At 71.6% G+C, this 23402-nt stretch carries 25 protein-coding genes; 8 read left to right on the plus strand and 17 right to left on the minus strand.

Features of this window, described 5'->3' with window-relative positions; all coding sequences use genetic code 11:
* Positions 1–20: 20 nt before the first annotated feature.
* The 3 genes from ACTVZO_RS10445 to ACTVZO_RS10455 form a co-directional block, all read right to left on the minus strand.
* Complete coding sequence (locus ACTVZO_RS10445) at positions 21–296, minus strand: hypothetical protein (protein ID WP_443298108.1); 276 nt, start codon at positions 294–296, stop codon at positions 21–23.
* A gap of 155 nt (positions 297–451) precedes the next feature.
* On the minus strand, positions 452–571 hold the full coding sequence (locus ACTVZO_RS10450; protein WP_279628666.1) for an SGM_5486 family transporter-associated protein: 120 nt from the start codon (positions 569–571) through the stop codon (positions 452–454).
* 5 nt (positions 572–576) lie between these two features.
* The gene (locus ACTVZO_RS10455) at positions 577–1908 is read right to left on the minus strand and encodes a CynX/NimT family MFS transporter (protein ID WP_443298109.1); all 1332 of its coding nucleotides are present in this window, start codon (positions 1906–1908) and stop codon (positions 577–579) included.
* A 57-nt stretch (positions 1909–1965) separates the two neighbouring features.
* Here ACTVZO_RS10455 and ACTVZO_RS10460 point away from each other — a divergent pair, with 57 nt between their 5' ends.
* Positions 1966–2643, plus strand: coding sequence for a FadR/GntR family transcriptional regulator (locus tag ACTVZO_RS10460; RefSeq protein WP_443298110.1), 678 nt, complete (start codon positions 1966–1968; stop codon positions 2641–2643).
* Positions 2644–2650: 7 nt separating this feature from the next.
* Here ACTVZO_RS10460 and ACTVZO_RS10465 read toward each other — a convergent pair whose 3' ends face one another.
* From ACTVZO_RS10465 to fabG, 3 genes are all read right to left on the minus strand, one after another.
* Positions 2651–3076 (minus strand): hypothetical protein, encoded by a 426-nt coding sequence (locus ACTVZO_RS10465; RefSeq protein ID WP_443298111.1) that lies wholly within the window; start codon positions 3074–3076, stop codon positions 2651–2653.
* Positions 3077–3261: 185 nt separating this feature from the next.
* On the minus strand, positions 3262–4032 hold the full coding sequence (gene fabI, locus ACTVZO_RS10470; protein WP_384230256.1) for an enoyl-ACP reductase FabI: 771 nt from the start codon (positions 4030–4032) through the stop codon (positions 3262–3264).
* A 5-nt stretch (positions 4033–4037) separates the two neighbouring features.
* Positions 4038–4757 (minus strand): 3-oxoacyl-[acyl-carrier-protein] reductase, encoded by a 720-nt coding sequence (fabG, locus tag ACTVZO_RS10475; protein ID WP_443298112.1) that lies wholly within the window; start codon positions 4755–4757, stop codon positions 4038–4040.
* Between the two features lie 145 nt (positions 4758–4902).
* On the opposite strand from fabG, the gene ACTVZO_RS10480 reads away from it, so the two are divergent.
* Genes ACTVZO_RS10480 through tyrS form a run of 3 tightly spaced genes read left to right on the plus strand, consistent with a single transcriptional unit; the run spans position 4903 to position 9183 of the window.
* Positions 4903–6465: a TldD/PmbA family protein gene (locus tag ACTVZO_RS10480; RefSeq protein ID WP_443298113.1), complete on the plus strand. Its 1563-nt coding sequence runs from the start codon at positions 4903–4905 to the stop codon at positions 6463–6465.
* The gene (locus tag ACTVZO_RS10485) at positions 6462–7862 is read left to right on the plus strand and encodes a metallopeptidase TldD-related protein (RefSeq protein WP_443298114.1); all 1401 of its coding nucleotides are present in this window, start codon (positions 6462–6464) and stop codon (positions 7860–7862) included. Before ACTVZO_RS10480 ends, ACTVZO_RS10485 begins: the two co-directional genes overlap by 4 nt.
* A gap of 52 nt (positions 7863–7914) precedes the next feature.
* On the plus strand, positions 7915–9183 hold the full coding sequence (gene tyrS / locus ACTVZO_RS10490) for a tyrosine--tRNA ligase (RefSeq protein WP_443298115.1): 1269 nt from the start codon (positions 7915–7917) through the stop codon (positions 9181–9183).
* A gap of 96 nt (positions 9184–9279) precedes the next feature.
* Here the strand turns inward: tyrS and ACTVZO_RS10495 are convergent, their stop codons facing one another.
* Positions 9280–9558, minus strand: a complete 279-nt coding sequence (locus ACTVZO_RS10495) for a GlsB/YeaQ/YmgE family stress response membrane protein (RefSeq protein WP_443298116.1) — start codon at positions 9556–9558, stop codon at positions 9280–9282.
* 241 nt (positions 9559–9799) lie between these two features.
* On the opposite strand from ACTVZO_RS10495, the gene ACTVZO_RS10500 reads away from it, so the two are divergent.
* A complete protein-coding gene (locus ACTVZO_RS10500) occupies positions 9800–10078 on the plus strand; it encodes a DUF3099 domain-containing protein (protein WP_443303113.1) in 279 nt (92 codons plus the stop codon).
* Between the two features lie 146 nt (positions 10079–10224).
* Positions 10225–10464, plus strand: a complete 240-nt coding sequence (locus tag ACTVZO_RS10505; RefSeq protein ID WP_443298117.1) for a hypothetical protein — start codon at positions 10225–10227, stop codon at positions 10462–10464.
* Between the two features lie 34 nt (positions 10465–10498).
* Here ACTVZO_RS10505 and moaA read toward each other — a convergent pair whose 3' ends face one another.
* The 3 genes from moaA to ACTVZO_RS10520 all read right to left on the minus strand — a co-directional run bounded on the left by moaA (position 10499) and on the right by ACTVZO_RS10520 (position 13638).
* The gene (gene moaA / locus ACTVZO_RS10510; protein WP_443298118.1) at positions 10499–11488 is read right to left on the minus strand and encodes a GTP 3',8-cyclase MoaA; all 990 of its coding nucleotides are present in this window, start codon (positions 11486–11488) and stop codon (positions 10499–10501) included.
* A 153-nt stretch (positions 11489–11641) separates the two neighbouring features.
* Positions 11642–13270, minus strand: a complete 1629-nt coding sequence (locus tag ACTVZO_RS10515) for a solute symporter family protein (RefSeq protein WP_443298119.1) — start codon at positions 13268–13270, stop codon at positions 11642–11644.
* Positions 13267–13638 carry a DUF485 domain-containing protein gene (locus ACTVZO_RS10520; protein ID WP_443298120.1) on the minus strand — a complete coding sequence of 124 codons (372 nt, stop codon included), beginning with the start codon at positions 13636–13638 and terminating at the stop codon, positions 13267–13269. The genes ACTVZO_RS10515 and ACTVZO_RS10520 overlap by 4 nt, the downstream gene beginning before the upstream one ends.
* Positions 13639–13899: 261 nt before the next feature.
* Between ACTVZO_RS10520 and ACTVZO_RS10525 the strand changes: the two genes are divergently transcribed.
* Positions 13900–15444, plus strand: coding sequence for a S8 family serine peptidase (locus ACTVZO_RS10525; protein ID WP_443298121.1), 1545 nt, complete (start codon positions 13900–13902; stop codon positions 15442–15444).
* Between the two features lie 90 nt (positions 15445–15534).
* Here the strand turns inward: ACTVZO_RS10525 and ACTVZO_RS10530 are convergent, their stop codons facing one another.
* The 7 genes from ACTVZO_RS10530 to ACTVZO_RS10560 form a co-directional block, all read right to left on the minus strand.
* Positions 15535–16578, minus strand: a complete 1044-nt coding sequence (locus tag ACTVZO_RS10530; protein WP_443298122.1) for a zinc-dependent alcohol dehydrogenase family protein — start codon at positions 16576–16578, stop codon at positions 15535–15537.
* Between the two features lie 27 nt (positions 16579–16605).
* Positions 16606–17298, minus strand: coding sequence for a lysoplasmalogenase (locus tag ACTVZO_RS10535; RefSeq protein ID WP_443298123.1), 693 nt, complete (start codon positions 17296–17298; stop codon positions 16606–16608).
* Entirely contained in the window at positions 17295–18254 is a 960-nt protein-coding gene (locus ACTVZO_RS10540) for a sterol desaturase family protein (RefSeq protein WP_443298124.1), read from the minus strand. The genes ACTVZO_RS10535 and ACTVZO_RS10540 overlap by 4 nt, the downstream gene beginning before the upstream one ends.
* A 136-nt stretch (positions 18255–18390) precedes the next feature.
* Complete coding sequence (locus ACTVZO_RS10545) at positions 18391–19611, minus strand: amidohydrolase family protein (protein WP_443298125.1); 1221 nt, start codon at positions 19609–19611, stop codon at positions 18391–18393.
* Positions 19608–20900 (minus strand): amidohydrolase family protein, encoded by a 1293-nt coding sequence (locus ACTVZO_RS10550; RefSeq protein WP_443298126.1) that lies wholly within the window; start codon positions 20898–20900, stop codon positions 19608–19610. The genes ACTVZO_RS10545 and ACTVZO_RS10550 overlap by 4 nt, the downstream gene beginning before the upstream one ends.
* A gap of 12 nt (positions 20901–20912) precedes the next feature.
* Positions 20913–21797 (minus strand): SDR family NAD(P)-dependent oxidoreductase, encoded by an 885-nt coding sequence (locus ACTVZO_RS10555; protein WP_443298127.1) that lies wholly within the window; start codon positions 21795–21797, stop codon positions 20913–20915.
* A gap of 1 nt (position 21798) precedes the next feature.
* Complete coding sequence (locus tag ACTVZO_RS10560) at positions 21799–22596, minus strand: acetoacetate decarboxylase family protein (protein WP_443298128.1); 798 nt, start codon at positions 22594–22596, stop codon at positions 21799–21801.
* Positions 22597–22709: 113 nt separating this feature from the next.
* Here ACTVZO_RS10560 and ACTVZO_RS10565 point away from each other — a divergent pair, with 113 nt between their 5' ends.
* The gene (locus ACTVZO_RS10565) at positions 22710–23360 is read left to right on the plus strand and encodes a TetR/AcrR family transcriptional regulator (RefSeq protein ID WP_443298129.1); all 651 of its coding nucleotides are present in this window, start codon (positions 22710–22712) and stop codon (positions 23358–23360) included.
* Positions 23361–23402: the final 42 nt, after the last annotated feature.

Below are 23402 nucleotides of genomic sequence, written 5' to 3' on the forward strand. Positions count from 1 at the left end.
GCACCCCGGCGCACGCCCGGTCAGCCGACGGCGCGCAGCAGCTGCTGGGTGACGTGGAGCAGTCCGGTGGCCTCGCCGGCGGCGGCGTGGGCCTCGGCGGATCCGGCGAGGAGGAGCAGGAGCAGGCCGAAGGCGAGCGCGGGCAGGGCCAGCGCCCACCAGTGCAGGCGGGCGTCGGCGCCGTGCCGGGCGCCGGCCGCGGCCCGGGTGACGGCACGGGTCCGGGCGACGGTACGGGGGCCGCCGGCGGCTCGGGCGCCGGGCGGGAGGGAGCGGGTGTGCGTGGGGGCCGACATGGCCGCCTCCGGGATGCTGACGGGACTGGCTCGCTCCTTTGAATCTATGGATTCGAAGGGTCGGTTCCCATCGGGGTCACACCCCAGTTCACCCTGACCCTGACCCCCTAGGGGTGGTGGGGTTATCCCCACCCCCGGGGAGCCCCGGGGGTCCGTCAGGGGGAGGCGATCGTCGCGATGACGGCGATGATCACGGTCACGGCGATCATCGCGCCGAAGACGAGGCCGAGCTTCTTGCGGCCGTTCTGCGGGTTCGGTTCAAGTACGGGCGACATGCCGGTCAGTCTCGCATGCCGCATTCGTCCTCGATCGTGCGGTCCCGGCCCGCCAGGATCCCGAGGGCGATCTGCGGGACGAGCAGTCCGGCCATCAGGGCCAGCGGCAGGTCCCAGCCGCCGCTGTGCTGGTAGAGCGTGCCGATGACAAGAGGGCCGGGGATGGAGATGAGGTAGCCGGTGCTCTGGGCGAAGGCGGAGAGCTTGACGACTCCGGCCGGGGACTTGGCGCGCAGCCCGATCAGGGTGATGACCAGGGGGAAGGCGCAGTTGGAGACGCCGAGCAGGAGCGCCCAGGCCCAGGCGCCGGCGGCGGGTGCGAGGTAGAGGCCGAGGTAGCCGGTGAGGCCGAAGAGGCCGAGGACGGCGGCCATGAGGCCCTGGTTCTTCATCCGGCCGGCGAGGCCGGGGATGACGAAGGCGAGCGGGACGCCCATGACCATGGTGACGGCGAGCAGCACTCCGGCGGTGGAGGCGGAGACCCCGGCGTCGCGGAAGATCTGCGGGAGCCAGCCCATGGTGATGTACGCACCGGTGGCCTGGAGGCCGAAGTAGCAGGCCAGGGCCCAGGCGGTACGGCTGCGGACGATCCGGGGGCCGGTATCGGCCCGTGCGCCGGCCCCGGCGCCTTCGCCGGAGGCGGCGGCCGCGGCGCGGGCGGCGCGCCGGGAGGCGCGGGCGATGGGCAGCCAGGGCAGTACGGCGGCCAGGGCGAGCAGGGCCCAGATCAGCAGGCCGGTGCGCCAGCTGCCGCCGAGGGCGTCGGTCAGCGGGACGGTCGCGGCGGCGGCCAGGGAGGTGCCGGCGGCCAGCGCCATGGAGTACAGGCCGGTCATGCTGCCGACCCGGTCCGGGAAGTAGCGCTTGACGATCACCGGGAGCAGGACGTTGGTCAGGGCTATGCCGGCCAGGGACAGGGCGCTGGCGGCGAGGAAGGCGGCGGCGCCGTCCGCGAAGGGGCGGATCAGCAGGCCCGCGGCGACGGCGGCCATGCCGGCGCAGACGACGGCGGCGGGGCCGAAGCGGCGGGAGAGCCGGGGCGCGGTGACGCCGAAGACGGCGAAGCAGAGGGCGGGGACGGAGGTGATCAGCCCTGCGACGGTGCCGCTCATGCCGAGGCCGGTGCGGGTCTCCTCGAAAAGGGCGCCGAGGCTGGTGATGGCGGGCCGCAGGTTGAGGGCGGCGAGCACGATGCCGACGATGAGGACCGGACCGAGCCAGGCCGGCTGCGCGCCCGGGCCCGGGGCCGGGAGGGCGGCGGCCCCGCCGGCGGCCGGCCGTGCGGGCTTGCGGCCCGCGGCGGGGCGGTCGAGGATCTTGATTTCATCGTCGGACATTCGACCATCATAGAATCATGGGATGATTGGTTGTCCAGTCGTTCCCGAGGGAGACCCATGCCGCTGACCTCGCCCCGGCGCTCCGCGCTCGTCGACCAGGTGATCGCCGAACTGCGCAACCAGATCACCTCCGGCGAGTGGCCGGTCGGCTCCCGCATCCCGACCGAGCCGGAGCTGGTGGAGCTGCTCGGCGTCGCCCGCAACACGGTGCGCGAGGCCGTACGGGCGCTGGCGCACAACGGCCTGCTCGACATCCGGCAGGGCTCGGGCACCTATGTGATCGCCACGAGCGAGCTGGCCGGTGTGATGCACCGTCGCTTCGCGGGGGCGGAGCCGCGGCACATCGCGGAGCTGCGCTCGACGCTGGAGTCCTCGGCGGCCCGGCTGGCGGCGGAGCGGCGCACCGGGCGGGACCTCGTACAGCTGGACGCGCTCCTCGCGCGGCGCGAGGAGGCCTGGGCGGGCGGGGACGCGGAGGTGTTCGTGGCGGCGGACGTGAGCCTGCACATGGCGGTGGTGACGGCTTCGCACAACGACGTGCTGATCGAGCTGTACGCGGACCTCGGCGATCTGATCGCGGACTGGCTGCGGACGGACGTCGGCACCGAGCTGCACCCCTCCGCGCACATGGACCACGCCCGGCTGATCGAGGCGATCCGGCGCGGGGACGGGGACGCGGCCGCCTCGGAGGCGGCCGGCTATCCCTTCGCCTGCCTCGGCAAGGGCACCGGCTGAGATCCGTTCACGGCCGCTGGTGGCTGACCCAGGCCGACCGCACCTCTTTCCAGCAGCGGCCGGCGAGCTCGACCCGCCCGGCCGGGCCGACGGCCACGGCGGCGCCGTCGCCGTCCACGTCCCACCAGCGGTCGCACTCGACGTGCAGCCGCACCAGGTCGGTCTGCGGGTAGCGGTTGTGGCAGTACGCCGTCACGGTCGAGCCGCTGATCTCGGTGTCGCAGTCGGCGCCGAAGAGGTCCCGGGCCGCGGTCCGCGCGGGCTGCGCGGGCGGCTCGGCGGGGATCTCGGCGAGGTCCACGACGGCGGGGGCGACGGCCTCGGGGGCGGGCTCGTCGGGCGCGGTCTGCGCGAGGGCGCCCGGACCCAGGAGTGCGGTCAGGACCACCGAGGTGACCAGCAGCGATAGCGCTCCGCTCGATCTCGCGCGCAATCCCCTACCTCCTCCCCACAGCAGCCGAGAAGATCCCGACTGGGTCAGTTTGCAGGCATCTGTCCCGGTTTTCGACTCGGGAAGATCCGATCAGCCGGTGAACATCCGGTCGAACGCGCGAAAACGGCGGCGGCCGCGCCTCCCGGAGGGGAGGCGCGGCCGCCGCCGTACGGACGCGGGTGCCGTCAGGCACCCATCGCGTGCAGGCCGCCGTCCACGTGGACGATCTCGCCGGTGGTCTTCGGGAACCAGTCCGACAGCAGCGCGACGACGCCGCGGCCCGCCGGCTCCGGGTCGCTCATGTCCCACTCCAGCATCGAGCGGGAGTTCCAGACGTCCGCCAGCTCACCGAAGCCCGGGATGGACTTCGCGGCCATGGAGCCGATCGGTCCGGCCGAGACCAGGTTGCAGCGGATGTTCTCCTTGCCCAGGTCACGGGCGAGGTAGCGGCTGGTGGCCTCCAGTGCGGCCTTGGCCGGGCCCATCCAGTCGTACTGCGGCCAGGCGAACTGCGCGTCGAAGGTGAGGCCGACGACGGCCGCCCCCTCGTGCGGGAAGAGCGGCTTGCAGGCCATGGTCAGCGACTTCAGCGAGAACGCCGAGACGTGCATGGCGGTGGCGACCGACTCGAACGGCGTGTTCAGGAAGTTGCCGCCCAGGGCGTCCTGCGGCGCGAAGCCGATGGAGTGGACGACGCCGTCGAGGCCGCCGAGCTCGTCGCGGACGAGCGTCTCCAGCCGGTCCAGGTGCTCCTGGTTGGTGACGTCGAGCTCGATCACCTTGGCGGGCTTGGGCAGCTTGCGGGCGATGCGCTCGGTCAGCGTCGGCCGCGGGAACGCCGTGAGGATGACCTCGGCGCCCTGCTCCTGGGCGAGCTTGGCGGCGTGGAACGCGATGGAGGACTCCATCAGCACGCCGGTGATGAGGATGCGCTTGCCCTCGAGAATTCCGCTCATGGTGATCAGTGACCCATGCCCAATCCGCCGTCAACGGGAATGACGGCTCCGGTGATGTACGCGGCGTCGTCGGACGCCAGGAAGCGAACGGCCGCCGCGATCTCCTCGGGCTGCGCGTAGCGGCCGAGCGGCACCTGGCCCACGATGCCCGCACGCTGCTCGTCGGTGAGGACCTTGGTCATGTCCGTGTCGACGAAGCCGGGGGCGACCACGTTGAAGGTGATGTTGCGGGAGCCGAGCTCGCGGGCGAGCGACCGGGCGAAGCCGACCAGCGCGGCCTTGGAGGCGGCGTAGTTGGCCTGACCCGCCGAACCCAGCAGTCCGACGACCGAGGAGATCAGGACGACCCGGCCCTTCTTGGCCCGGAGCATGCCCCGGTTCGCGCGCTTGACCACGCGGAAGGTGCCGGTGAGGTTGGTGTCGACGACCGAGGAGAAGTCCTCCTCCGTCATCCGCATCAGCAGCGTGTCCTTGGTGATGCCGGCGTTGGCCACCAGCACCTCGACCGGACCGTGCGCTTCCTCGATCTGCTTGTAGGCCTGCTCCACCTGCTCGGAGTCGGTGATGTCGCAGCGGACCGCCAGAACGCCGGCGGAGGTGAGCGCCTCCGGCGGCTCTCCCGACCGGTACGTGATCGCGACCTTGTCTCCGGCCTCCGCGAAGGCGCGGGCGATGGCGAGGCCGATGCCTCGGTTACCTCCGGTGACGAGAACCGAGCGGCTCAACGGATCACCCTTTCGCTAGCGGTCTGAATACCGAAAACCTATCGGTCGCACCCCTCGTACGGAGAATCGAGCTCCGACAGGGCCTTGCGACGGGCTCTGTCGAATCCCTACAGAAAGGTGTAGGCACGACAGCCCCGGTCGCGACATGATCGGGGAGACCGGCCCCGACTTCGGGAGGAATTCCGTGCCCCATTCCATCGACGCGGCCTTCACCGCGCTTCCCTCGCGGGCGCTCGCCGACGCGGCCCTCGCCCGGGCCCGCGCGCTGGGCGCCGACCATGCCGACTTCCGGCTGGAGCGGATCCGCAGCGCCTCCTGGCGCCTGCGCGACGCCAAGCCGTCCGGAGGTTCCGACACCACCGACCTCGGCTACGCGGTCCGGGTGGTGCACGGGGGCAGCTGGGGGTTCGCCTCCGGTGTGGACCTGACCATGGACGCCGCCGCCAAGGTGGCCTCGCAGGCCGTGGCCATGGCGAAGCTGTCCGCCCAGGTGATCAAGGCCGCCGGTTCCGACGAGCGGGTGGAGCTGGCCGAGGAGCCGGTGCACGCGGACCGGACCTGGATCTCCGCCTACGACGTGAACCCGTTCGAGGTCGCGGACGCGGAGAAGGCGGCGCTGCTCGCCGACTGGAGCGCACGGCTGCTGGCGGCCGACGGGGTCGCGCACGTGGACGCCTCGCTGCTCGCCGTGCACGAGAACAAGTTCTACGCCGACACCGCGGGCACCACGACCACGCAGCAGCGGGTCCGCATCCACCCGCAGTTCACGGCGGTCGCCGTCAACGCCACCACCGGCGAGTTCGACTCGATGCGCACCATCGCCCCGCCCGCCGGCCGCGGCTGGGAGTACCTCACCGGCACCGGCTGGGACTGGGAATCGGAGCTGGAGCAGATCCCCGGCCTGCTCGCCGAGAAGATGAAGGCGCCGAGCGTGCGGGCCGGTCGCTACGACCTGGTGGTGGACCCGTCCAACCTGTGGCTCACCATCCACGAGTCCATCGGCCACGCCACCGAGCTCGACCGGGCGCTGGGCTACGAGGCGGCGTACGCGGGCACCTCCTTCGCCACCTTCGACCAGCTGGGCAAGCTCAGGTACGGCTCCCCGATCATGAACGTGACGGGTGACCGCACCGCCGAGCACGGCCTGGCCACCATCGGCTTCGACGACGAGGGCGTCGAGGCGCAGAGCTGGGACCTGGTCAAGGACGGCACCCTGGTCGGCTACCAGCTGGACCGGCGGATCGCGAAGCTGACCGGCCTCGGCCGCTCCAACGGCTGCGCCTACGCCGACTCCCCCGGGCACGTGCCCGTCCAGCGCATGGCGAACGTGTCGCTCCAGCCGGATCCCGGCGGCCTGTCCACCGAGGACCTGATCGGCGGGGTGGAGCGCGGGATCTACGTGGTCGGCGACCGCTCCTGGTCGATCGACATGCAGCGCTACAACTTCCAGTTCACCGGGCAGCGGTTCTTCCGCATCGAGAACGGCAGGCTGGCCGGGCAGCTGCGCGACGTCGCCTACCAGGCCACGACCACCGACTTCTGGGGCTCGATGGAGAAGGTCGGCGGCCCGCAGACCTATGTCCTGGGCGGCGCCTTCAACTGCGGGAAGGCCCAGCCGGGCCAGGTCGCGGCGGTCTCCCACGGCTGCCCGTCCGCCCTCTTCCGCGACGTGAACATCCTGAACACCACGCAGGAGGCCGGACGATGACCTCATCGATTCGATCGACCAAGCCCCACGAGATCGTCGAGCGGGCCCTGGAGCTGTCCACCGCCGACGGGTGCGTCGTCATCGCGGACGAGCAGTCCACCGCCAACCTGCGCTGGGCGGGCAACGCGCTCACCACCAACGGCGTCACCCGCGGCCGGACCCTGACGGTCATCGCCACGGTCGACGGCAAGGAGGGGACGGCCTCGGGGGTCGTCTCGCGCACCGCCGTCACCGCCGCGGACCTGGAGCCGCTGGTGCGCGCCGCCGAGGCGGCCGCGCGCGGGGCCGGTCCCGCCGAGGACGCCCAGCCGCTGGTGACCGGGACCCCGGCCTCGCCGGACTTCACCGACGCCCCCGCCGAGACCTCCTCGGCGGTGTTCGCGGACTTCGCCCCGGCGCTCGGCGAGTCCTTCGCCCGGGCCCGCGCGGGCGGCCGCGAGCTGTACGGCTTCGCCAACCACGAGCTGGTCTCCACGTACGTCGGCACCTCCACGGGCCTGCGGCTGCGCCACGACCAGCCCAAGGGCACGCTGGAGCTCAACGCCAAGTCCCCGGACCGGCAGCGCTCCGCCTGGGCCGGACGCGCCACCCGCGACTTCAAGGACGTGGACCCGACCGTCCTGGACGCGGAGCTCGCCGTGCGGCTCGGCTGGGCCGAGCGGAAGATCGAGCTGCCGGCCGGGCGGTACGAGACGCTGCTGCCGCCGACGGCCGTGGCGGACCTGCTGATCTACCAGATGTGGTCGGCGGCGGCCCGGGACGCGGTGGAGGGCCGGACGGTCTTCTCCAAGCCCGGCGGCGGCACCCGGATCGGCGAGCGGCTCTCCGGGCTGCCGCTGACGCTGCGCAGCGACCCGAACGCGCCGGGCCTGGAGTCCGCGCCGTTCGTCATCGCGCACAGCTCCGGGGACGACGCCTCGGTGTTCGACAACGGCCTGCCGGTCCCGGCGACCGAGTGGATCCGCGACGGCGAGCTGGCCCGGCTGACCACGACCCGGCACAGCGCCGCGCTGACGGAGCTGCCGCTGTCCCCGGCCTTCGGCAACCTGATCCTGGACGGCGGCGGCGACAAGTCGCTGGAGGAGATGGTCGCCGGTACCGGGCGGGGCCTGCTGCTGACCTGTCTCTGGTACATCCGCGAGGTCGATCCGGCCACCCTGCTGCTCACGGGCCTGACCCGGGACGGCGTCTACCTGGTGGAGGACGGGCAGGTGGTGGGCGAGGTGAACAACTTCCGGTTCAACGAGTCGCCCGTGGACCTGCTGTCGCGGGCCACCGAGGCGGGCCGGACCGAGAAGACGCTGCCGCGCGAGTGGGGCGACTGGTTCACGCGCGCCGCGATGCCCGCTGTCCGCATCCCGGACTTCAACATGAGTTCGGTGAGCAAGGGCGTCTGACCCACCTAGACTGGGCACGGCATTTCCACAAAACGTAAGGAGTCGAGAGACCGTGACGGACATCGTCGACGAACTGAAGTGGCGCGGGCTGTTCGCCCAGTCCACCGATGAAGAAGCGCTGCGCAAGGCCTTCGCGGACGGTCCCGTCACGTTCTATTGCGGCTACGACCCGACCGCGGCCTCGCTGCACGTGGGTCACCTCGTCCAGGTGCTCACCATGCGCCGGCTCCAGCTGGCCGGGAACCGGCCGCTGGCGCTGGTCGGCGGGGCCACCGGCCAGATCGGCGACCCGCGCCCGACCGCCGAGCGCACCCTGAACGATCCTTCGGTGATCGCGGAGTGGGTGAACCGGCTGCGGTCGCAGATCGAGCCGTTCCTGTCCTTCGAGGGCGAGAACGCGGCGGTCCTGGTCAACAACCTGGACTGGACGGCGGGCATGTCCGCCATCGAGTTCCTGCGGGACATCGGCAAGCACTTCCGCGTCAACAAGATGCTGACGAAGGACTCGGTGGCCAAACGGCTCGAGTCGGACCAGGGCATCAGCTACACGGAGTTCAGCTACCAGCTGCTCCAGGGCATGGACTTCCTGGAGCTGTACCGGCGCCACGGCTGCGTGCTCCAGCAGGGCGGCTCCGACCAGTGGGGCAACCTGACGGCCGGCCTCGACCTGATCCACCGGGTCGAGCCGGGTGCGGTCGTGCACGCGATGGCGACCCCGCTGATGGTCAAGGCGGACGGCACCAAGTTCGGCAAGACCGAGGGCGGGGCCGTCTGGCTGGACCCGGAGATGACCACGCCGTACGCGTTCTACCAGTTCTGGCTGAACGTGGACGACCGGGACATCTCCACCTACATGCGGATCCTGTCCTTCCAGAGCCGTGAGGAGCTGGAGGCACTGGAGGCGCAGACCGCCGAGCGGCCGCAGGCGCGCGCCGCGCAGCGGGCGCTGGCGGAGGAGCTGACCACGCTGGTGCACGGCGCCGACCAGTGCGCGGCCGTGATCGCCGCGTCGAAGGCGCTGTTCGGGCAGGGCGACCTGGCGGAGCTGAACGAGGCCACGCTGGCCGCGGCCCTGTCGGAGCTGCCGCACGTCCGGGTGGCGGAGCTCGGCCAGGTGGTGGACCTGCTGGCGGAGACCGGTCTGGTCGCGAGCAAGTCGGCCGGCCGGCGGACCGTGAAGGAGGGCGGCGCCTACGTGAACAACGCGAAGGTGACGGCCGAGGACGCGGTTCCCGCCAAGGAGGACCTGCTGCACGGTCGCTGGCTGGTGCTGCGGCGCGGCAAGAAGAACCTGGCGGCGGTCGAGGTCACCGGAGCCTGACGGCTCCGGGGCGGACGCCCGGGACGGAACGCGGCGGAGGGGCCGGTACGGACGTGTGGTCCGGCCGGTCCCTCCGCCGCGTTCCGGGACGCGCCGCTAGGTCATCTCGCGCTTGCCGCCCCGCATCGCCTTGTAGACCATCTCGCCGAGCGCGACGAGAACGACCGCGCCGACCAGTTGGAGCAGGTGGCGGGTCCAGTCGATGCCCCGGGTGTCCGCGACCCCGATCCAGGTGGCGACGGCGTTGCCGAGGACACCGCCGACGATGCCCATGAGCGTGGTCAGCCAGAGGGGCTGGTGCTGCTTGCCCGGCAGGATCGCCCTGGCTATCAGGCCCAGCACGAAACCGACGATGATCGCCCACAACCAGTGCATGTCGAGCCTCCTCCTGGCGCGTTGTGCGCACGTGGGCCCAGTCTCGGTCCGTTCGGCGTACCGCGCATTTCGGGCGGCACCGTTCGGGGGAACCCCCTCTCCTCGCGGCCCGGGAGGCGGCGTACCGTGGGAGGGTCCGGACCGGGGAGCGTCCGGCGGGTGATCGGGTGGTGGAGCGGTGGAGCGGACGAAGCGACAGAAGCGGAACGGTGCCGAGGTCTTCCGGATCACCGGCGCCCGGATGGGTCTCGACGAGGACGTCCGGGGCCGTCAGCGCCGCTACGTGATCTCGATGGTGATCAGGACGCTGTCGGTCATCGCGACGGTGGTGTTGTGGAACGTGCAGCGGCCGGTGGCGATCGTGACGCTGGTCGCGGGGGCCCTGCTGCCCTACGTCGCCGTGGTCATCGCGAACGCGGGGCGCGAGTCCGCACCCTCCCTGCCGTCGCACTTCATCCCGGCGCCCGTACTCCCCGCGCTGGAAGCGGGAAACCTCACGAAAAGCTCAGATCAATCGTGAAGTTCCGGTGCACCGTACCGGGTCCTGCGTGACATACTGCCTACGCGCTCCGCATCCCCCGTCGGAGCGACGGACCGACGCCGGGCAGCTCCCCCCGTGGCTGCTCGGCGTCGCCTTTCCGCCCCGGCGGTTTGTAGGGTTGAGCCGTGACCTCCCCTGAAACCGACACCCCGACCTGTTCCGCCAAGGGCTGCCGCGACGCGGCCGTCTGGGTGCTGGCGTGGAACAACCCGACGCTGCACACGCCCGAGCGCCGCAAGACCTGGCTGGCGTGCGAGGAGCACCGCGAACACCTCTCCCAGTTCCTGGGTGTCCGCGGCTTCCTCAAGGACGTGGTGAAGCTCGGCGAGTGGGTGCAGCCGGAGGGCTCCGAGCGCGCCCGCTGAGCGGCCGGGCGCGCGCCGGCCCCCGGCCGCGGTCCTAGCCGCCGATCGCCGACATGGGGCGGTCGGGCTGGAGGAAGGACGGGTCGTCAAGGCCGGATCCGGCCTTCTTGCCCCACATCGCCACCTTCCACAGCCGGGCGATCTCCTCGTCCGGGGCGCCCGAGCGCAGCGCGGCCCTCAGGTCCGACTCCTCGGTGGCGAACAGGCACGTGCGGACCTGGCCGTCGGCCGTGAGCCGCGTACGGTCGCAGGCTCCGCAGAAGGGGCGGGTGACCGAGGCGATGACGCCGACGGTGGCCGGGCCGCCGTCGACCACCCAGCGCTCGGCCGGGGCGGAGCCGCGTTCGTCGGAGCCCTCCTCGGTGAGCGTGAAGCGGGTCCGCAGCGACTGGAGGATGTCGCCGGCGGTGATCATGCCCTCGCGCTTCCAGCCGTGCTGGGCGTCGAGGGGCATCTGCTCGATGAAGCGGAGCTCGTACTCGTTCTCCACGGCCCAGGCCAGCAGGTCGGGGGCCTCGTCGTCGTTCAGCCCGGGCATCAGCACGGCGTTGACCTTGACGGGGGTGAGGCCGGCGTCGCGGGCCGCGGCCATGCCCTCGATGACGTCCTTGTGCCGGTCGCGGCGGGTGAGGGTCTTGAAGACCTCGGGCCGCAGGGTGTCCAGCGAAACGTTCACTCGGTCGAGACCGGCGGCCTTCAGGGCCTGCGCGGTGCGCTTGAGGCCGATGCCGTTGGTGGTCAGGGACATCTGGGGGCGGGGCTCCAGGGCCGCGCACTGCTCGACGATCCCGACGAGGCCGGGGCGGAGCAGCGGTTCGCCGCCGGTGAAGCGGACCTCGGTGATGCCGAGCCGGGTGACGGCGATGCGGATCAGCCGGACGATTTCGTCGTCGCTGAGCAGATCGGACTTGCCGAGCCACTGCAGCCCCTCTTCGGGCATGCAGTAGGTACAGCGGAGATTGCACCGGTCGGTGAGCGAGACGCGCAGGTCAGTGGCCACGCGGCCGTAGGTGTCGAGAAGCACTGTGGGCCCCCTCCCCTGTCCGGATCTGTAGAGGTTCGATGTCTTCGAGCCTACGCGACGCCTGTTACATCCAGTGGTGCCCGAATGGACGAGAGGCAGCGTGGCCGCGTCGTATGGAAGTACGACGCGGCCACGCTGGGTGTTCGGACGATCTCAGTGAGCGCCTGTTCCGGTGAGGGAGCGGACCTCCAGCTCGGCGAACTTCTGCGGGTCCGCCTTCTCCTTCGACAGGACCGTCCCCAGCCAGCCCAGCAGGAAGCCGAGCGGGATGGAGATGATGCCGGGGTTCTCCAGCGGGAACCAGTAGAAGTCGGCGTCCTTGAACATCGAGGTGGGCTTGCCGGAGACGACCGGGGAGAAGAGCACCAGGCCGACCGCCGAGATCAGGCCGCCGTAGATGGACCAGAGCGCGCCCTGGGTGCTGAAGCGCTTCCAGAAGAGGCTGTAGAGGATCGTCGGGAGGTTGGCGGACGCGGCGACCGCGAACGCGAGGGCGACGAGGCCGGCGACGTTCAGGTCGCGGGCGAGGGCGCCCAGGCCGATGGCGACGGCGCCGATGACCACGGTGGACCAGCGGGCCGCGCGCACCTCCTCCTTCTCGGTGGCCTTGCCCTTGCGGATGACGTTGACGTACAGGTCGTGCGCGAAGGACGAGGACGAGGCCAGGGTCAGGCCCGCGACCACGGCGAGGATGGTGGCGAAGGCGACCGCGGAGATCACGGCGAGCAGGATCGCCCCGCCGGTGGAGCCCGCGCCGCCGCCGATCTCCTGGGCGAGCAGCGGGGCCGCGGTGTTGCCCGCCTTGTTCGAGGCCAGGATGTCGTCCCGGCTGAGCAGCGCGGCGGCGCCGAAGCCGAGGGCGATGGTCATCAGGTAGAAGGCGCCGATGATGCCGATGGCCCAGTTCACGGACTTGCGGGCGGCCTTGGCCGTGGGCACGGTGTAGAAGCGGATCAGGATGTGGGGCAGGCCGGCGGTGCCGAGCACCAGGGCCAGGCCCAGCGAGATGAAGTCCAGCTTGCTGAGCGAGTCCTTGCCGTACTTGAGCCCCGGTTCCAGGAACTTGGTGCCCTGGCCGCTGTTCTCGGCGGCCTGTCCGAGCAGCGCGGAGATGTTGAAGTTGAACTTCACCAGCACCAGGAGGGTGATCAGCAGGGCGCCCGCGATGAGCAGGACGGCCTTGATCATCTGGACCCAGGTGGTGCCCTTCATGCCGCCGATCGTCACGTAGACGATCATCAGGACGCCGACCAGCGCGACGACCGCGACCTTGCCGCCGTCGCTGGTGATGCCGAGGAGCAGCGAGACGAGCACGCCGGCGCCGGCCATCTGGGCGAGCAGGTAGAAGATCGAGACCACGATGGTGGAGGTGCCCGCGGCGGTGCGGACGGGCCGCTGGCGCATCCGGTAGGCGAGGACGTCACCCATCGTGTAGCGGCCGGAGTTGCGCAGCGGTTCGGCGACGAGCAGCAGCGCGACCAGCCAGGCGACGAGGAAGCCGATGGAGTAGAGGAAGCCGTCGTAGCCGAAGAGGGCGATGGCTCCGGCGATGCCGAGGAAGGACGCGGCGGACATGTAGTCGCCGGAGATGGCGAGGCCGTTCTGGAAGCCGGTGAACTGGCGGCCGCCGGCGTAGAAGTCGGCGGCGTCCTTGGTCTGGCGGCCGGCCCAGATCGTGATGATCAGGGTGGCGACGACGAACAGGCCGAACAGGGTGATGATCAGCGGGCGGTGCTCGGAGGCTCCGGCGGCGACCGTGGTCAGGTGGAGCGTGCCGCTCATTCCCCGGCCTCCATCCGGGCCTTGATGGCCGAGGCCTTGGGGTCGAGCTTGGCGGCGGCGTGCCGCGAGTACAGCCAGGCGATCAGGAAGGTCGTCGCGAACTGGGCGAGCCCGAGCACGAGGGCGACGTTGACGTTGCCGAAGAGCTTGGTCCCCATGAAGCCGCCCGCGTAGCTGGACAGCAGTACGTAGAGCAGGTACCAGGCGACGAAGGCCACGGTGAGGGGGAAGGCGAAGGACCGGTAGGAGCGGCGCAGTTCGGCGAACTCGGCACTCTGCTGGACGGTTGCGAACGCTTCGGCCGTGGGGCCGGGAGTCGCCTGGGGCGTTCCCGTGCTGCCGGGCGGCGGCGCTGCTTCGGTGGTCACGGGGGGTTCTCCTTGTGACGCGGGTGCGGTCGGGACGACGGACAAAACAGCCTCCGTGTGGGGGGACGGTGGTGCTGACGCCCCCTGTCAACGGCACGGCCGGCGCGTCGGGACGGTTCAACACCTGGCGCTTCTTTGGGAACTGATTTCTCGAACTGATGGCGGAATGGGGAACACCGGCACTAGGTTCCCCATGTCATGAACCCGTCCGCCGTGACCACGTCCGGACGGGCTTCTTTTCAAGGATGATGTGGAGAACCCATGGCTCATCTGGGATCCGGCCGCCGGCGCGCTCTCGCCGTACCGGTCGGCCTGGCGCTCACCGCGTCGCTCGCCTTCCTGCCCGCGGTCTCGGCGTCAGCCGCTCCGCTCGGCAACACGGCGGACGCGGCCGCGGCTTCGAGGGTCGAGACCAACGGCCCCAAGCTGTCGTACGTGGCGAACCTCAACGCCTATGCCACGGTGAAGGCGGCGAAGAAGGCCATCGAGCGGGCCGGCGGAACGGTGGTGACGGCCTATGAGCAGATCGGGGTCATCGTCGCGCACTCCCAGAACCCCGACTTCGCCAAGCAGCTGCGCGCCAACCGAGGCCTGTTCGTCTCGGTCGGCGCCACCCGTACGGCCCCCCTCTCGGCGGTGCAGACCACCGAGGAGGGCGCGACCCAGCAGCTGAGCGCGGCGGACGCCGCCAAGGCGGCAGCGGTGGCCCAGGAGGGTCAGGAACCGCTGGAACCCAACCAGTGGGATCTGCGGACGATCAAGGCCGATCAGGCTCACAAGATCAACGATGGCAGCCGGAACGTCACCGTGGGCGTCATCGACACTGGTGTCGACGACACTCACCCCGATCTCGCGCCGAACTTCTCCAAGGAGCAGTCGGCCAACTGCGTCGGCGGCGTCGCCGACACCTCCGAGGGCGCCTGGCGTCCCTACGTGGACGGCAGCGACCACGGCACGCACGTGGCCGGCACCATCGCGGCCCCGCGCAACGGCATCGGCGTCAGCGGCGTCGCGCCCGGCGTCAAGGTCGCCGCGATCAAGGTGAGCGAGCCCGGGACCAGCCTCTTCTACACCGAGGCGGTCGTCTGCGGCTTCATGTTCGCCGCCGAGAAGGGGATCGAGGTGACCAACAACAGCTACTACGTCGACCCCTGGCTCTACAACTGCAAGGCGGACGACGACCAGAAGGCGCTGGTGGAGGCCATCGGGCGGGCCACCAAGTACGCCGAGCGCAAGGGCACGCTCCACATCGCCTCGGCCGGCAACTCCGACCACGACCTCGCCGGGGACTCGATCCTGGACGACACCAGCCCGAACGACACCACCCCGGTGCCGCGCACCATCGACCCCAAGGTCTGCCTGGACCTGCCCACCCAGCTGCCGGGCGTGGTCACGGTCTCGGCCACCGGTGACCAGGGTCTGCGCTCGTACTACTCCAGCTACGGCCTCGGCGTCGTGGACGTCGCCGGACCGGGCGGCGACAAGTGGCAGGTGCCGGCCACGCCGGACGCCAACGGCCGCGTGCTGTCCACCGTCCCGGGCGGCGGGTACGGCTACAAGCAGGGCACCTCGATGGCCGCCCCGCACGTCGCGGGCGTCGCGGCGCTGATCAAGAGCGCCCACCCGTCGGCAACGCCCTCGCAGATCCAGGCGATGCTCAAGAGCCAGGCCACGAAGGCGTCCTGCCCGGCGCAGATCTACGACGCCGCGGGCACCCTGATCGACGCCACCACCTGCGAGAGCAAGTGGGGCCAGACGGGCTACTACGGCTACGGCGTGGTCGACGCGCTGAAGGCCGTCAAGTAACCGGTCGGCACACCGGCCGGCAGGCCGGCTGCTGATGCGTGGAAGGGCCGGGCGGAGACCATCCCGTCCGGCCCTTCTCCGTACCGGCCGTCAGGGCTTGATCAGCACCTTGAGCGCGCTGCGGTCGTCCATGGCGCGGTAGCCCTCCGGGACCTCGCCCAGGGACACGGCCCGGTCGAAGACCGGCGACGGGTCGATGGCGCCGCTGAGCACGTCCTCGAGCAGCTCCGGGATGTAGGCGCGCACCGGGGCCACGCCGCCGCGCAGGGTGATGTTGCGGTCGAACATGACGCCGAGGTCGAGACCGGTGCCGCTGCCGTGCGGCACGCCGACGTAGCCGACGGCCCCGCCGTCGCGGGTGATGTTCACGGCGGTGCGCATGGACTGCTCCGTGCCGACCGCCTCGATCACGGCGTGCGCGCCCTGGCCGCCGGTGAGCTCGCGGACGGCCGCCTCGGCGGCCTCCCCGCGCTCGGCGACGACGTCGGTGGCCCCGAAGAGCCTGGCTATGTCCGTACGGGCGGTGTGCCGGCCCAGGGCGATGATCCGCTCGGCCCCGAGGCGCTTGGCGGCGAGGACTCCGCACAGCCCGACGGCGCCGTCACCGACGACGGCGACCGTGGAGCCCTTGCGCACGCCCGCGCCCAGCGCGGCGTGGTGGCCGGTGCCCATCACGTCGGAGAGCGCGAGCAGCCCGGTCAGCAGGTGGTCGTCGGAGACGGCCTCGGCGGGCAGCTTCACCAGGGTGCCGTCGGCGTGCGGGACGCGGACGGCCTCGCCCTGGCCGCCGTCGTGGCCGACCGAGCCCCAGAAGCCGCCGTGCACGCAGGAGGTGTACAGGCCTTCGGAGCAGTAGTCGCAGGTGCCGTCGGACCACATGAAGGGCGCGACGACCAGGTCCCCGGCGCGCAGCCCCGAGACGGCGGAGCCGGTCTCCTCGACGACGCCGAGGAACTCGTGGCCGATCCGCTGGCCGGGCTGGCGGGCGGCTTCGCCGCGGTAGGCCCACAGGTCGCTGCCGCAGATGCAGGCGCGCAGGACGCGGACGACGGCGTCCTCGGGGCGCTGGATCGCAGCGTCGGGCACCTCCTCCACGCGGATGTCGTGCGGGGCGTGGATGACGGTGACGCGCATGGTGGTGCTGTCCTCCGGCTAGATCGTTCAGTCTTGTATGACCTGCCTACGGTACGCCTGCGCCGCGGCGAGCGCGCCCGTGGCCAGCAGGTACTGGGCGGCCAGGTACGTCGCCATGATCCAGAAGTCGGGCCGGGGCAGCTGCGGCCAGTCGGCGACCCCGGTCGCGATGAGCGTGTCGGAGATCAGGAACAGCGCTCCGCCGATCCCGGCCCGCAGCCCGAGGGCGCTGGAGCGGAAGGCCATCGCGGTGAGGAGCAGGCTGTAGCCGGCGACGGGGATGCGCAGGTCGGCGGGGAGGTCCGGCCAGATCAGGCCGACGGTGCCGAGGAGCGCGAGCAGGTACGCGCCGCCGAGCAGCGGATTGGCGGCGCGCCGGCCGAAGAGCACGAGGTAGCAGACGTGCCCGACGGCGAAGGAGCCCATGCCGACCAGGAAGGCCGCCTCGGCGTCGAAGAGCAGGGCGAGGTCCCCGCCCCAGCCGAACAGCAGGGCCGCGACCAGCAGGCCGGGCGCCCCGCGGGTGATCACGTACGCCACCAGCAGCGGCATCAGCAGCGGCTTGGCGAGGACGTGCCCGAGGTGCCAGTCGGCGAGGAGCGAACCGAGGTCGACGGCGGCCGCCGCGGCGAGGGCGCCCAGCAGCACCCGGGAGGCGGCGGCGCCCCCCGCGGGTACGGGGCGCGCCCAGGACGGCGTACGGGACTCGGCGGCGCTCACGCGGCGTGCTCCGACTCCGGGGCGGCGGGGGCGGACGCGGCGGGAGCCGGCGCGGCGGCGGCCTGCGGGGCGGCGGCCTGCGGGGCGGCGGCCTGCGGGGCGGCGGCCTGCGGGGCGGCGGCCTGCGGGGCGGGCTGCCAGCCGGGTCCGCGGAACACCCGCCCGGCGCGCTCGCGCCAGCTGCTCGCGGCGCGGACGTCGCGCGCGATGGCCGCGTACTCGTGGGTGGCCACGCGCAGCGGGTTGTGCGTGCCGATGTTCTTGGTGAGCCCGTAGACGGGCCGTTCCGTCTCCCCCACCCAGGACCCGAACATCCGGTCCCAGACGATCAGGATCCCGCCGAAGTTGCGGTCCAGGTACCCGCCCTGGGAGGCGTGGTGGACGCGGTGGTGGGAGGGGGTGTTGAACACGTACTCGTAGGCGCGGGGCAGCTTCCCGATGCGCTCGGTGTGCACCCAGAACTGGTACAGCAGGTTGATCCCGTAGCAGAAGGGGATCGCCGCGGGATGCACCCCGAGGGCCACCATCGGCAGGTAGAACCACCAGGTGGTGGCGCTGGTCCAGGGCTGGCGCAGGGCGGTGGTCAGGTTGAACCGCCGGCTGCTGTGGTGGACCACGTGGCAGGCCCACAGGATGCGGATGACGTGGTGGAGGCGGTGCTGCCAGTAGTAGAGGAAGTCCTGCACGAGCAGCATCAGCAGGGCGGTCCACCACAGGAACGGCACCCGCAGCGGGGTGAGTTCGTAGACGGCGGTGAACACCGCGACGACCGGGATCTTCCAGAGCAGGTCGAACCCGATGCTGCCGAGCCCCATGGTGATGCTCGTGGCGGCGTCCTTGGTGTCGTACCCGGCGGCGTCCTCGTCGGGATGGAGCCGGTAGCTGACCACCTCGATGACGGTGAGCAGCACGAAGGCGGGTATGGACCACAGCACGACATCGGGCAGGTTCGGCATGTGCGCACCATAGAGGCGGTCTCAGGGATGCCGCTAGGGGTTGTTACCGATCGGTATCCGTCGGGGTTACCGATGGTTCGCCGGCGCGGGGAGGCTTCGGGTCCGGCCGGACCCGAAGCCTCCCCGCCGGGACACGTCACCAGACCCGGACCGATCCCCCCTTGGCGAAGGCCGGGCTGGTGGCTTCGGGTGGGATCCGGGCCAGGGGCTCGGCGATCTCCGTGACCAGGGGACCGTGCTTCGCCGCCAGTGCGTCCAGCAGCGGGAGGTCGAAGCCGTAGACGCGGGCCGCGTTGCCGCCCACCATCGCGGCGACCTCGGCCCGCGGGAGGCCCGCGTAGGCGATGCGGAGGCCTTCGCGGGAGAAGGGGGTGGTGCCCTCGTCGTGGGGGTAGTCGGCGCCCCACATGATCTTGTCGAGGCCGATCCGCTCCCGCAGCGGGACCTCGTGGGGGCGCATGAAGCTCGCCCCCACGAAGCAGTTGTCGCGCCAGACCTGGCCCGGGCCCTTGCCCATCGAATCGGCCAGGCCCGCCCCGAACTTGGACTCGGCCGTCGCGGAGGCCGCGACCAGCCGGCCGTGGTAGTAGTCCAGCATCTCCAGCACCCCGGGGATCCAGCCCGAGCCCTGCTCCGTCAGGACCAGCCTGAGGCCCGGGTTGCGGCGGAAGGCGCCGCCGAAGATGAGGTGCCACAGGGCGCGGTGCGAGAACCAGGTGGTCTCCACCATGAACACCGCGCGGGCGGCCGGTTCGTCCCCCAGGGGCGGCGAGGCCGACCCGCCGTGGTGGTTGACCGGCACGTCCAGTTCCGCGCACACCGCCCAGATCGGGTCGTACACCGCCGAGTACAGCTCCGGGACGGTGGAGCCGGGCGGGACGCCGGGCAGCAGGATGCCGCCGGTGAGGCCGGCCTCCTTCGTGCGGCGGATCTCCCGCACCGCCGCGTCCACGTCGTTGAGCAGGATCTGCACCACGCCCGCCCGCCGGCCCGGCGCGTCCGCGCAGAAGTCCGCCAGCCAGCGGTTGTGGGCCTGGAGGCCCGCCCAGCGCATCTCGTACTCCGCGGCCGTCGGAGGCTGGGCCATCAAGGAGGCCTTGGGGAAGAACGGCGGGATGGTGTTGGGGAAGACGACCTCGGCGACGATGCCGTCGGCCTCCAGTTCCGCCAGCCGCCGCGCCGAGTTCCAGTTCCGGTCGGCGGTGTCCGCGAGGAGGTCCTCGTACGGGTTCACGTACGTGGCGGCCCAGGCGTCGAACTCGTCGTGGTAGCGCTTCTCGAGGTACGGCTTGTAGTCGAGCAGGTCGGCACCCGCGTGGCAGTCCGCCGAGATGACCGTGTAGCGGTCCTCCGTCACCGCGACACCCCCAGCACCGGGAACTCGTTGTCGGTCAGCCAGTGGCGGCCCACCTCGCGGGAGCGGGCCCAGGAGGCCTCCACCGCCGCCTGGTCCGGGGACTGGCCCAGCTCGGCCGGGGTGGGGCCGATCCGGCGGGCGACGGGTGCGAGCTTGTCCGTGTCGAAGCCGAAGACCTCGGCGGCGGCCAGCCCGAGCATCCGGCGGGTCTCGGCCACCGGAATGTCGTGGAAGGTCTTGCGCAGCCAGTTCCGGGTGTCGGGCCAGGTGCCCTCGGGGTGCGGGAAGTCCGAGCCCCACAGGATGTTGTCCACGCCGATCTCGTAGCGCTGGGCCAGTTCCCGGCGCTTGGTGTTCGTCGCGCAGACGAAGACCTGCCGGTCCAGGTACTCGCTCGGCGGGCGCTTCAGCTCCGCGAAGGGCGAGAGCTTCTTGCCGCCGTGGGCGCCGAGGTAGAGGCGGTCCATGAACCACAGCTGGTTCGGCAGCCACCAGCAGCCCGACTCGGCCACGCCGAACTTCAGGCCCGGGTGCCGCTCGAAGACCCCGGACCAGAGCAGGAACCACAGCGGCCGGGCGGGCCACCAGGTGACCTCGGAGACGTAGATGCCGAGGTGGTCGCCGTACTCGTGGCGGGGCGCGGCCCCCGAGTGGGTCACGATGGGCATCGCCGTCTCGGCGGCGGCCGCCCAGACCGGGTCGTAGCGGCGGTCGTGGTAGGGAGCCTTGTCCACCCACATGGAGGGGATCATCAGCGCGCCCAGCCCGGACTCCTTGGCCCGGTGGATCTCGGCGACGACCTTGTCCGGCTCCCCGGTGATGGGGAGGAGCGCGACCCCGCAGTGCCTCTCGGGGTTCTGCCCGACGAACTCAGCGAGCCAGCGGTTGTGCGCCTGCGCGCCCGCCATGCCCAGTTCGGGGTCCTGGTCGCCGGAGAGGCCCAGGCCCACCCCGAAGGGGGCCGCGGTCTGGCTGTCGACGGCGTCCGCGTCGGGGAAGACGACCTCGGCGGCCACGCCGTCGCCGTCCAGCTCCTTGAGCCGCTGGGTGGAGTCCCAGCCGCCCTTGAGCCCTTCCTCGTGGTCGTGGAACCACTTCTCGGCGAAGGCCTCGTTGCGGACGCCGAGCCGGGTGGCCTCCTCGCGGCGCGCGTCGCGCTGGCCGAGGAACTCGTCGAACTGGGGGTGGAAGCGGGAGTCGAGGTACGGGCGGTACCGCTCGGTGGGCAAGCCCGCGTGGCAGTCGGAGGAGATGATCAGGTACGGGTCTTCGTACGGGGTGTCACTCACGTCAGACGCTCCTCAGTCGAGGATGAAGCTCTCCAGGTAGGCGGGGTTGGCGCGGTCGAGCATCGACTGCGACCGGGCGCGGATCTGCCGGTCGCTGTGCTCGCCGGCCGGGAGCATCCAGAAGCGGTCGGCCCGGATGCCGTCGACGACGTGCTCGGCGACCTCCTCGACCGGGGTGAACTTCACCTCGTGGCCGGCCTGCTTCATCGCGGCCTCGTACTGGTCGAGGCTGCGGTACGGGGTCTTGCGCGGGCGCTGCTTCGCGTACCGCTCGGGCCGGTTGCGGTGGGACTCCCAGAGTCCGGTGCGCAGCATGTGCGGTCCGGGGAACAGGACGGAGGCTCCGACGGCCGCGCCCTCCGCCCTGAGGTGGGCGTACAGGGACTCGGTCATGGTGACCACGGCCGCCTTGGTGACGGCGTAGACGGAGGCGGTGGGGAGCGGGGCGATGCCGCCGTCCCCGGAGGAGGTGTTGACGACGTGTCCCGGCCCGCCGGCGGCGATCATGCGGGGGACGAAGGCCTGGATGCCGTGGAAGACGCCCCACACGTTGACGGAGAAGGCCCACTTCCAGTCGTTGGGCTCGTGCTCCCACATCCGGCCCTCGGCGCCCGAGCCGACGCCCGCGTTGTTGCAGAGCACGTGGACCGCGCCGAAGGCCTCGTACGCCGCGTCGGCGAGGGAGACCACGGAGTCGCGGTCGCTGACGTCGACGAGCCTGGCGAGCACCTCGGCCCCGTCCGCGACGAGGTCGTCGGCGGCCTTGCGCAGGGCGCCCTCCTCCACGTCGGCGAGGACGACCTTCAGTCCCTCGGCGGCGAAGCGGCGGGCCATGGCGAGGCCGATCCCGCCGGCGGCTCCGGTGACGACGGCCACCTGTCCCGGTTCGAGTCGCATGTCACACACTCCCCTCGGGCGGCCCGTCCAGGATCTGCATCGGGTCGTCGTAGCGCTGGTGGATGTACGGGAGCAGGGCCTGGGCGCTGACCCGCTCGACGACCCGGCCGTGCTGATCGGTGGTCTTCTCGCCGATGGTGATCTCCACGAGCCGGCGGACGGCGAGGTCGGCGACGGGATCGAACATGGACTCGCGGAGCACCACGTCACCGGTGATGTGCTCCAGCTTGCGGACCTTCTCGTTCCGGGTGCAGTGCACGAGCACCGGGTCGGCGTCGAACCCCGAACCGTCCACGGCGGGCAGGAACTTGAAGTAGAAGTCGGTCTTCCGGGTGGGCTCGGGCAGCGGCAGTTCCCGGTCGACGGCCCCGCGCACCTCGACGAAGGCGATGCCGTGCCGGGCGAGTGCGGCCCGCACCACCAGACCCTCGCGCTCGACGGTGACCTCGCCCAGCTTCTTCGGTTCCCCGAAGACCTCGCGGCCGCCGACCAGGGCGCGCTCGTGGGTCATCGGCATGACCAGCGGGTACCAGCCCTGGACCCCGTCGTGCCGGGCGGCGACGGCCACCGAGCCGGCGCCGAGGGGGTAGCCGGGGAGGTCGACCTTGCTGATGTTGGCCCGGACGAGCGGGCGGTCGGCCGGCTTGAGCGGCGGGGGCAGGACCGCCGCCACCACGTCCGGGTCGCTCTCCCAGACGGCCACCACACCGGTGGACCAGATGTCGGGGAGCTTGGAACTCTTCTCGCGCGACGCCGCGATCTCGGCCTCGGTGCGCGCTCCGTACCGTACGCGTGCCATGTCCCGCACCACCTCTCGTTCGGTTCTGTAACACAGTTACACCGCCGACGATGAAGGGTAAAGACCCCTGCACGCACCAGAACTGACGGATCGACAGATGGGTGGCCGGATCCATGGGCAGAAGCACGCTGACCCGCGACGAGGTGCTGGACGCCGCCGCGTCCCTGGTCAAGCAGCACGGCCCGGCCGCCCTCACCATGCGCAAACTGGCAGCCGAGCTGGGCACCGCGGTGACCTCCATCTACTGGCACGTCGGCAACCGCGAATCGCTGCTCGACGCCCTCGTACGGCGGACCGTCGAGGAGATGGGCGCGATACGGCCCGCCGGCCGCACCCCGGCCGACCGGATCCTGTCGGTGGCGCGGACCCTGCGCCACGAACTGCGCGAGCGCCCGCACCTGATCGCGATGGTCCACGAACGCGGGCTCACCGAGCGGATGTTCCTGCCGGCGCAGCAGGCCCTGGTGCACGAGGTGCACGCGGCGGGACTGCGCGGCACCCGGGCGGCCGACGCGGTGCGCGCGATCCAGTTCCAGATCGTCGGCTTCCTCCTCGTCGAGCGCAATCGCGAGCGCGCACCGGCCCAGTCCCCCGCCGAGAGCGAGCTCTGGGACCCGGTGGACGCCCCCCACGATCCGGCGCTCGCCCGCGCGCTGGCCCGCCCGGCCGACCCGGAACGGCTGTTCCTCTTCTCCGTACAGGCCCTGGTCCGCGCCCTGCTCGCACCGCCGGTGCGCGAGGTGCCGCGCCGGGCGCCGCGCTAGGGACCCGGTCGGGGCGGGGGCATCGCGGCCACGGCTGTCGGT

The organism is Streptomyces sp. IBSNAI002 (assembly GCF_052244475.1).
In the GTDB taxonomy this organism is placed as follows: Bacteria; Actinomycetota; Actinomycetes; order Streptomycetales; family Streptomycetaceae; genus Streptomyces.

Bases quoted from the DNA above. Each gene is read 5' to 3' on its own strand.
- ACTVZO_RS10445 (WP_443298108.1), bottom strand. From the start codon at position 296: ATGTCGGCCCCCACGCACACCCGCTCCCTCCCGCCCGGCGCCCGAGCC.
- ACTVZO_RS10450 (WP_279628666.1), bottom strand. From the start codon at position 571: ATGTCGCCCGTACTTGAACCGAACCCGCAGAACGGCCGCAAGAAGCTC.
- ACTVZO_RS10455 (WP_443298109.1), bottom strand. From the start codon at position 1,908: ATGTCCGACGATGAAATCAAGATCCTCGACCGCCCCGCCGCGGGCCGC.
- ACTVZO_RS10460 (WP_443298110.1), top strand. From the start codon at position 1,966: ATGCCGCTGACCTCGCCCCGGCGCTCCGCGCTCGTCGACCAGGTGATC.
- fabI (WP_384230256.1), bottom strand. From the start codon at position 4,032: ATGAGCGGAATTCTCGAGGGCAAGCGCATCCTCATCACCGGCGTGCTG.
- ACTVZO_RS10480 (WP_443298113.1), top strand. From the start codon at position 4,903: ATGATCGGGGAGACCGGCCCCGACTTCGGGAGGAATTCCGTGCCCCAT.
- ACTVZO_RS10485 (WP_443298114.1), top strand. From the start codon at position 6,462: ATGACCTCATCGATTCGATCGACCAAGCCCCACGAGATCGTCGAGCGG.
- ACTVZO_RS10495 (WP_443298116.1), bottom strand. From the start codon at position 9,558: ATGCACTGGTTGTGGGCGATCATCGTCGGTTTCGTGCTGGGCCTGATA.
- ACTVZO_RS10500 (WP_443303113.1), top strand. From the start codon at position 9,800: ATGGGTCTCGACGAGGACGTCCGGGGCCGTCAGCGCCGCTACGTGATC.
- ACTVZO_RS10515 (WP_443298119.1), bottom strand. From the start codon at position 13,270: ATGAGCGGCACGCTCCACCTGACCACGGTCGCCGCCGGAGCCTCCGAG.
- ACTVZO_RS10525 (WP_443298121.1), top strand. From the start codon at position 13,900: ATGGCTCATCTGGGATCCGGCCGCCGGCGCGCTCTCGCCGTACCGGTC.
- ACTVZO_RS10530 (WP_443298122.1), bottom strand. From the start codon at position 16,578: ATGCGCGTCACCGTCATCCACGCCCCGCACGACATCCGCGTGGAGGAG.
- ACTVZO_RS10540 (WP_443298124.1), bottom strand. From the start codon at position 18,254: ATGCCGAACCTGCCCGATGTCGTGCTGTGGTCCATACCCGCCTTCGTG.
- ACTVZO_RS10555 (WP_443298127.1), bottom strand. From the start codon at position 21,797: ATGCGACTCGAACCGGGACAGGTGGCCGTCGTCACCGGAGCCGCCGGC.
- ACTVZO_RS10560 (WP_443298128.1), bottom strand. From the start codon at position 22,596: ATGGCACGCGTACGGTACGGAGCGCGCACCGAGGCCGAGATCGCGGCG.
- ACTVZO_RS10565 (WP_443298129.1), top strand. From the start codon at position 22,710: ATGGGCAGAAGCACGCTGACCCGCGACGAGGTGCTGGACGCCGCCGCG.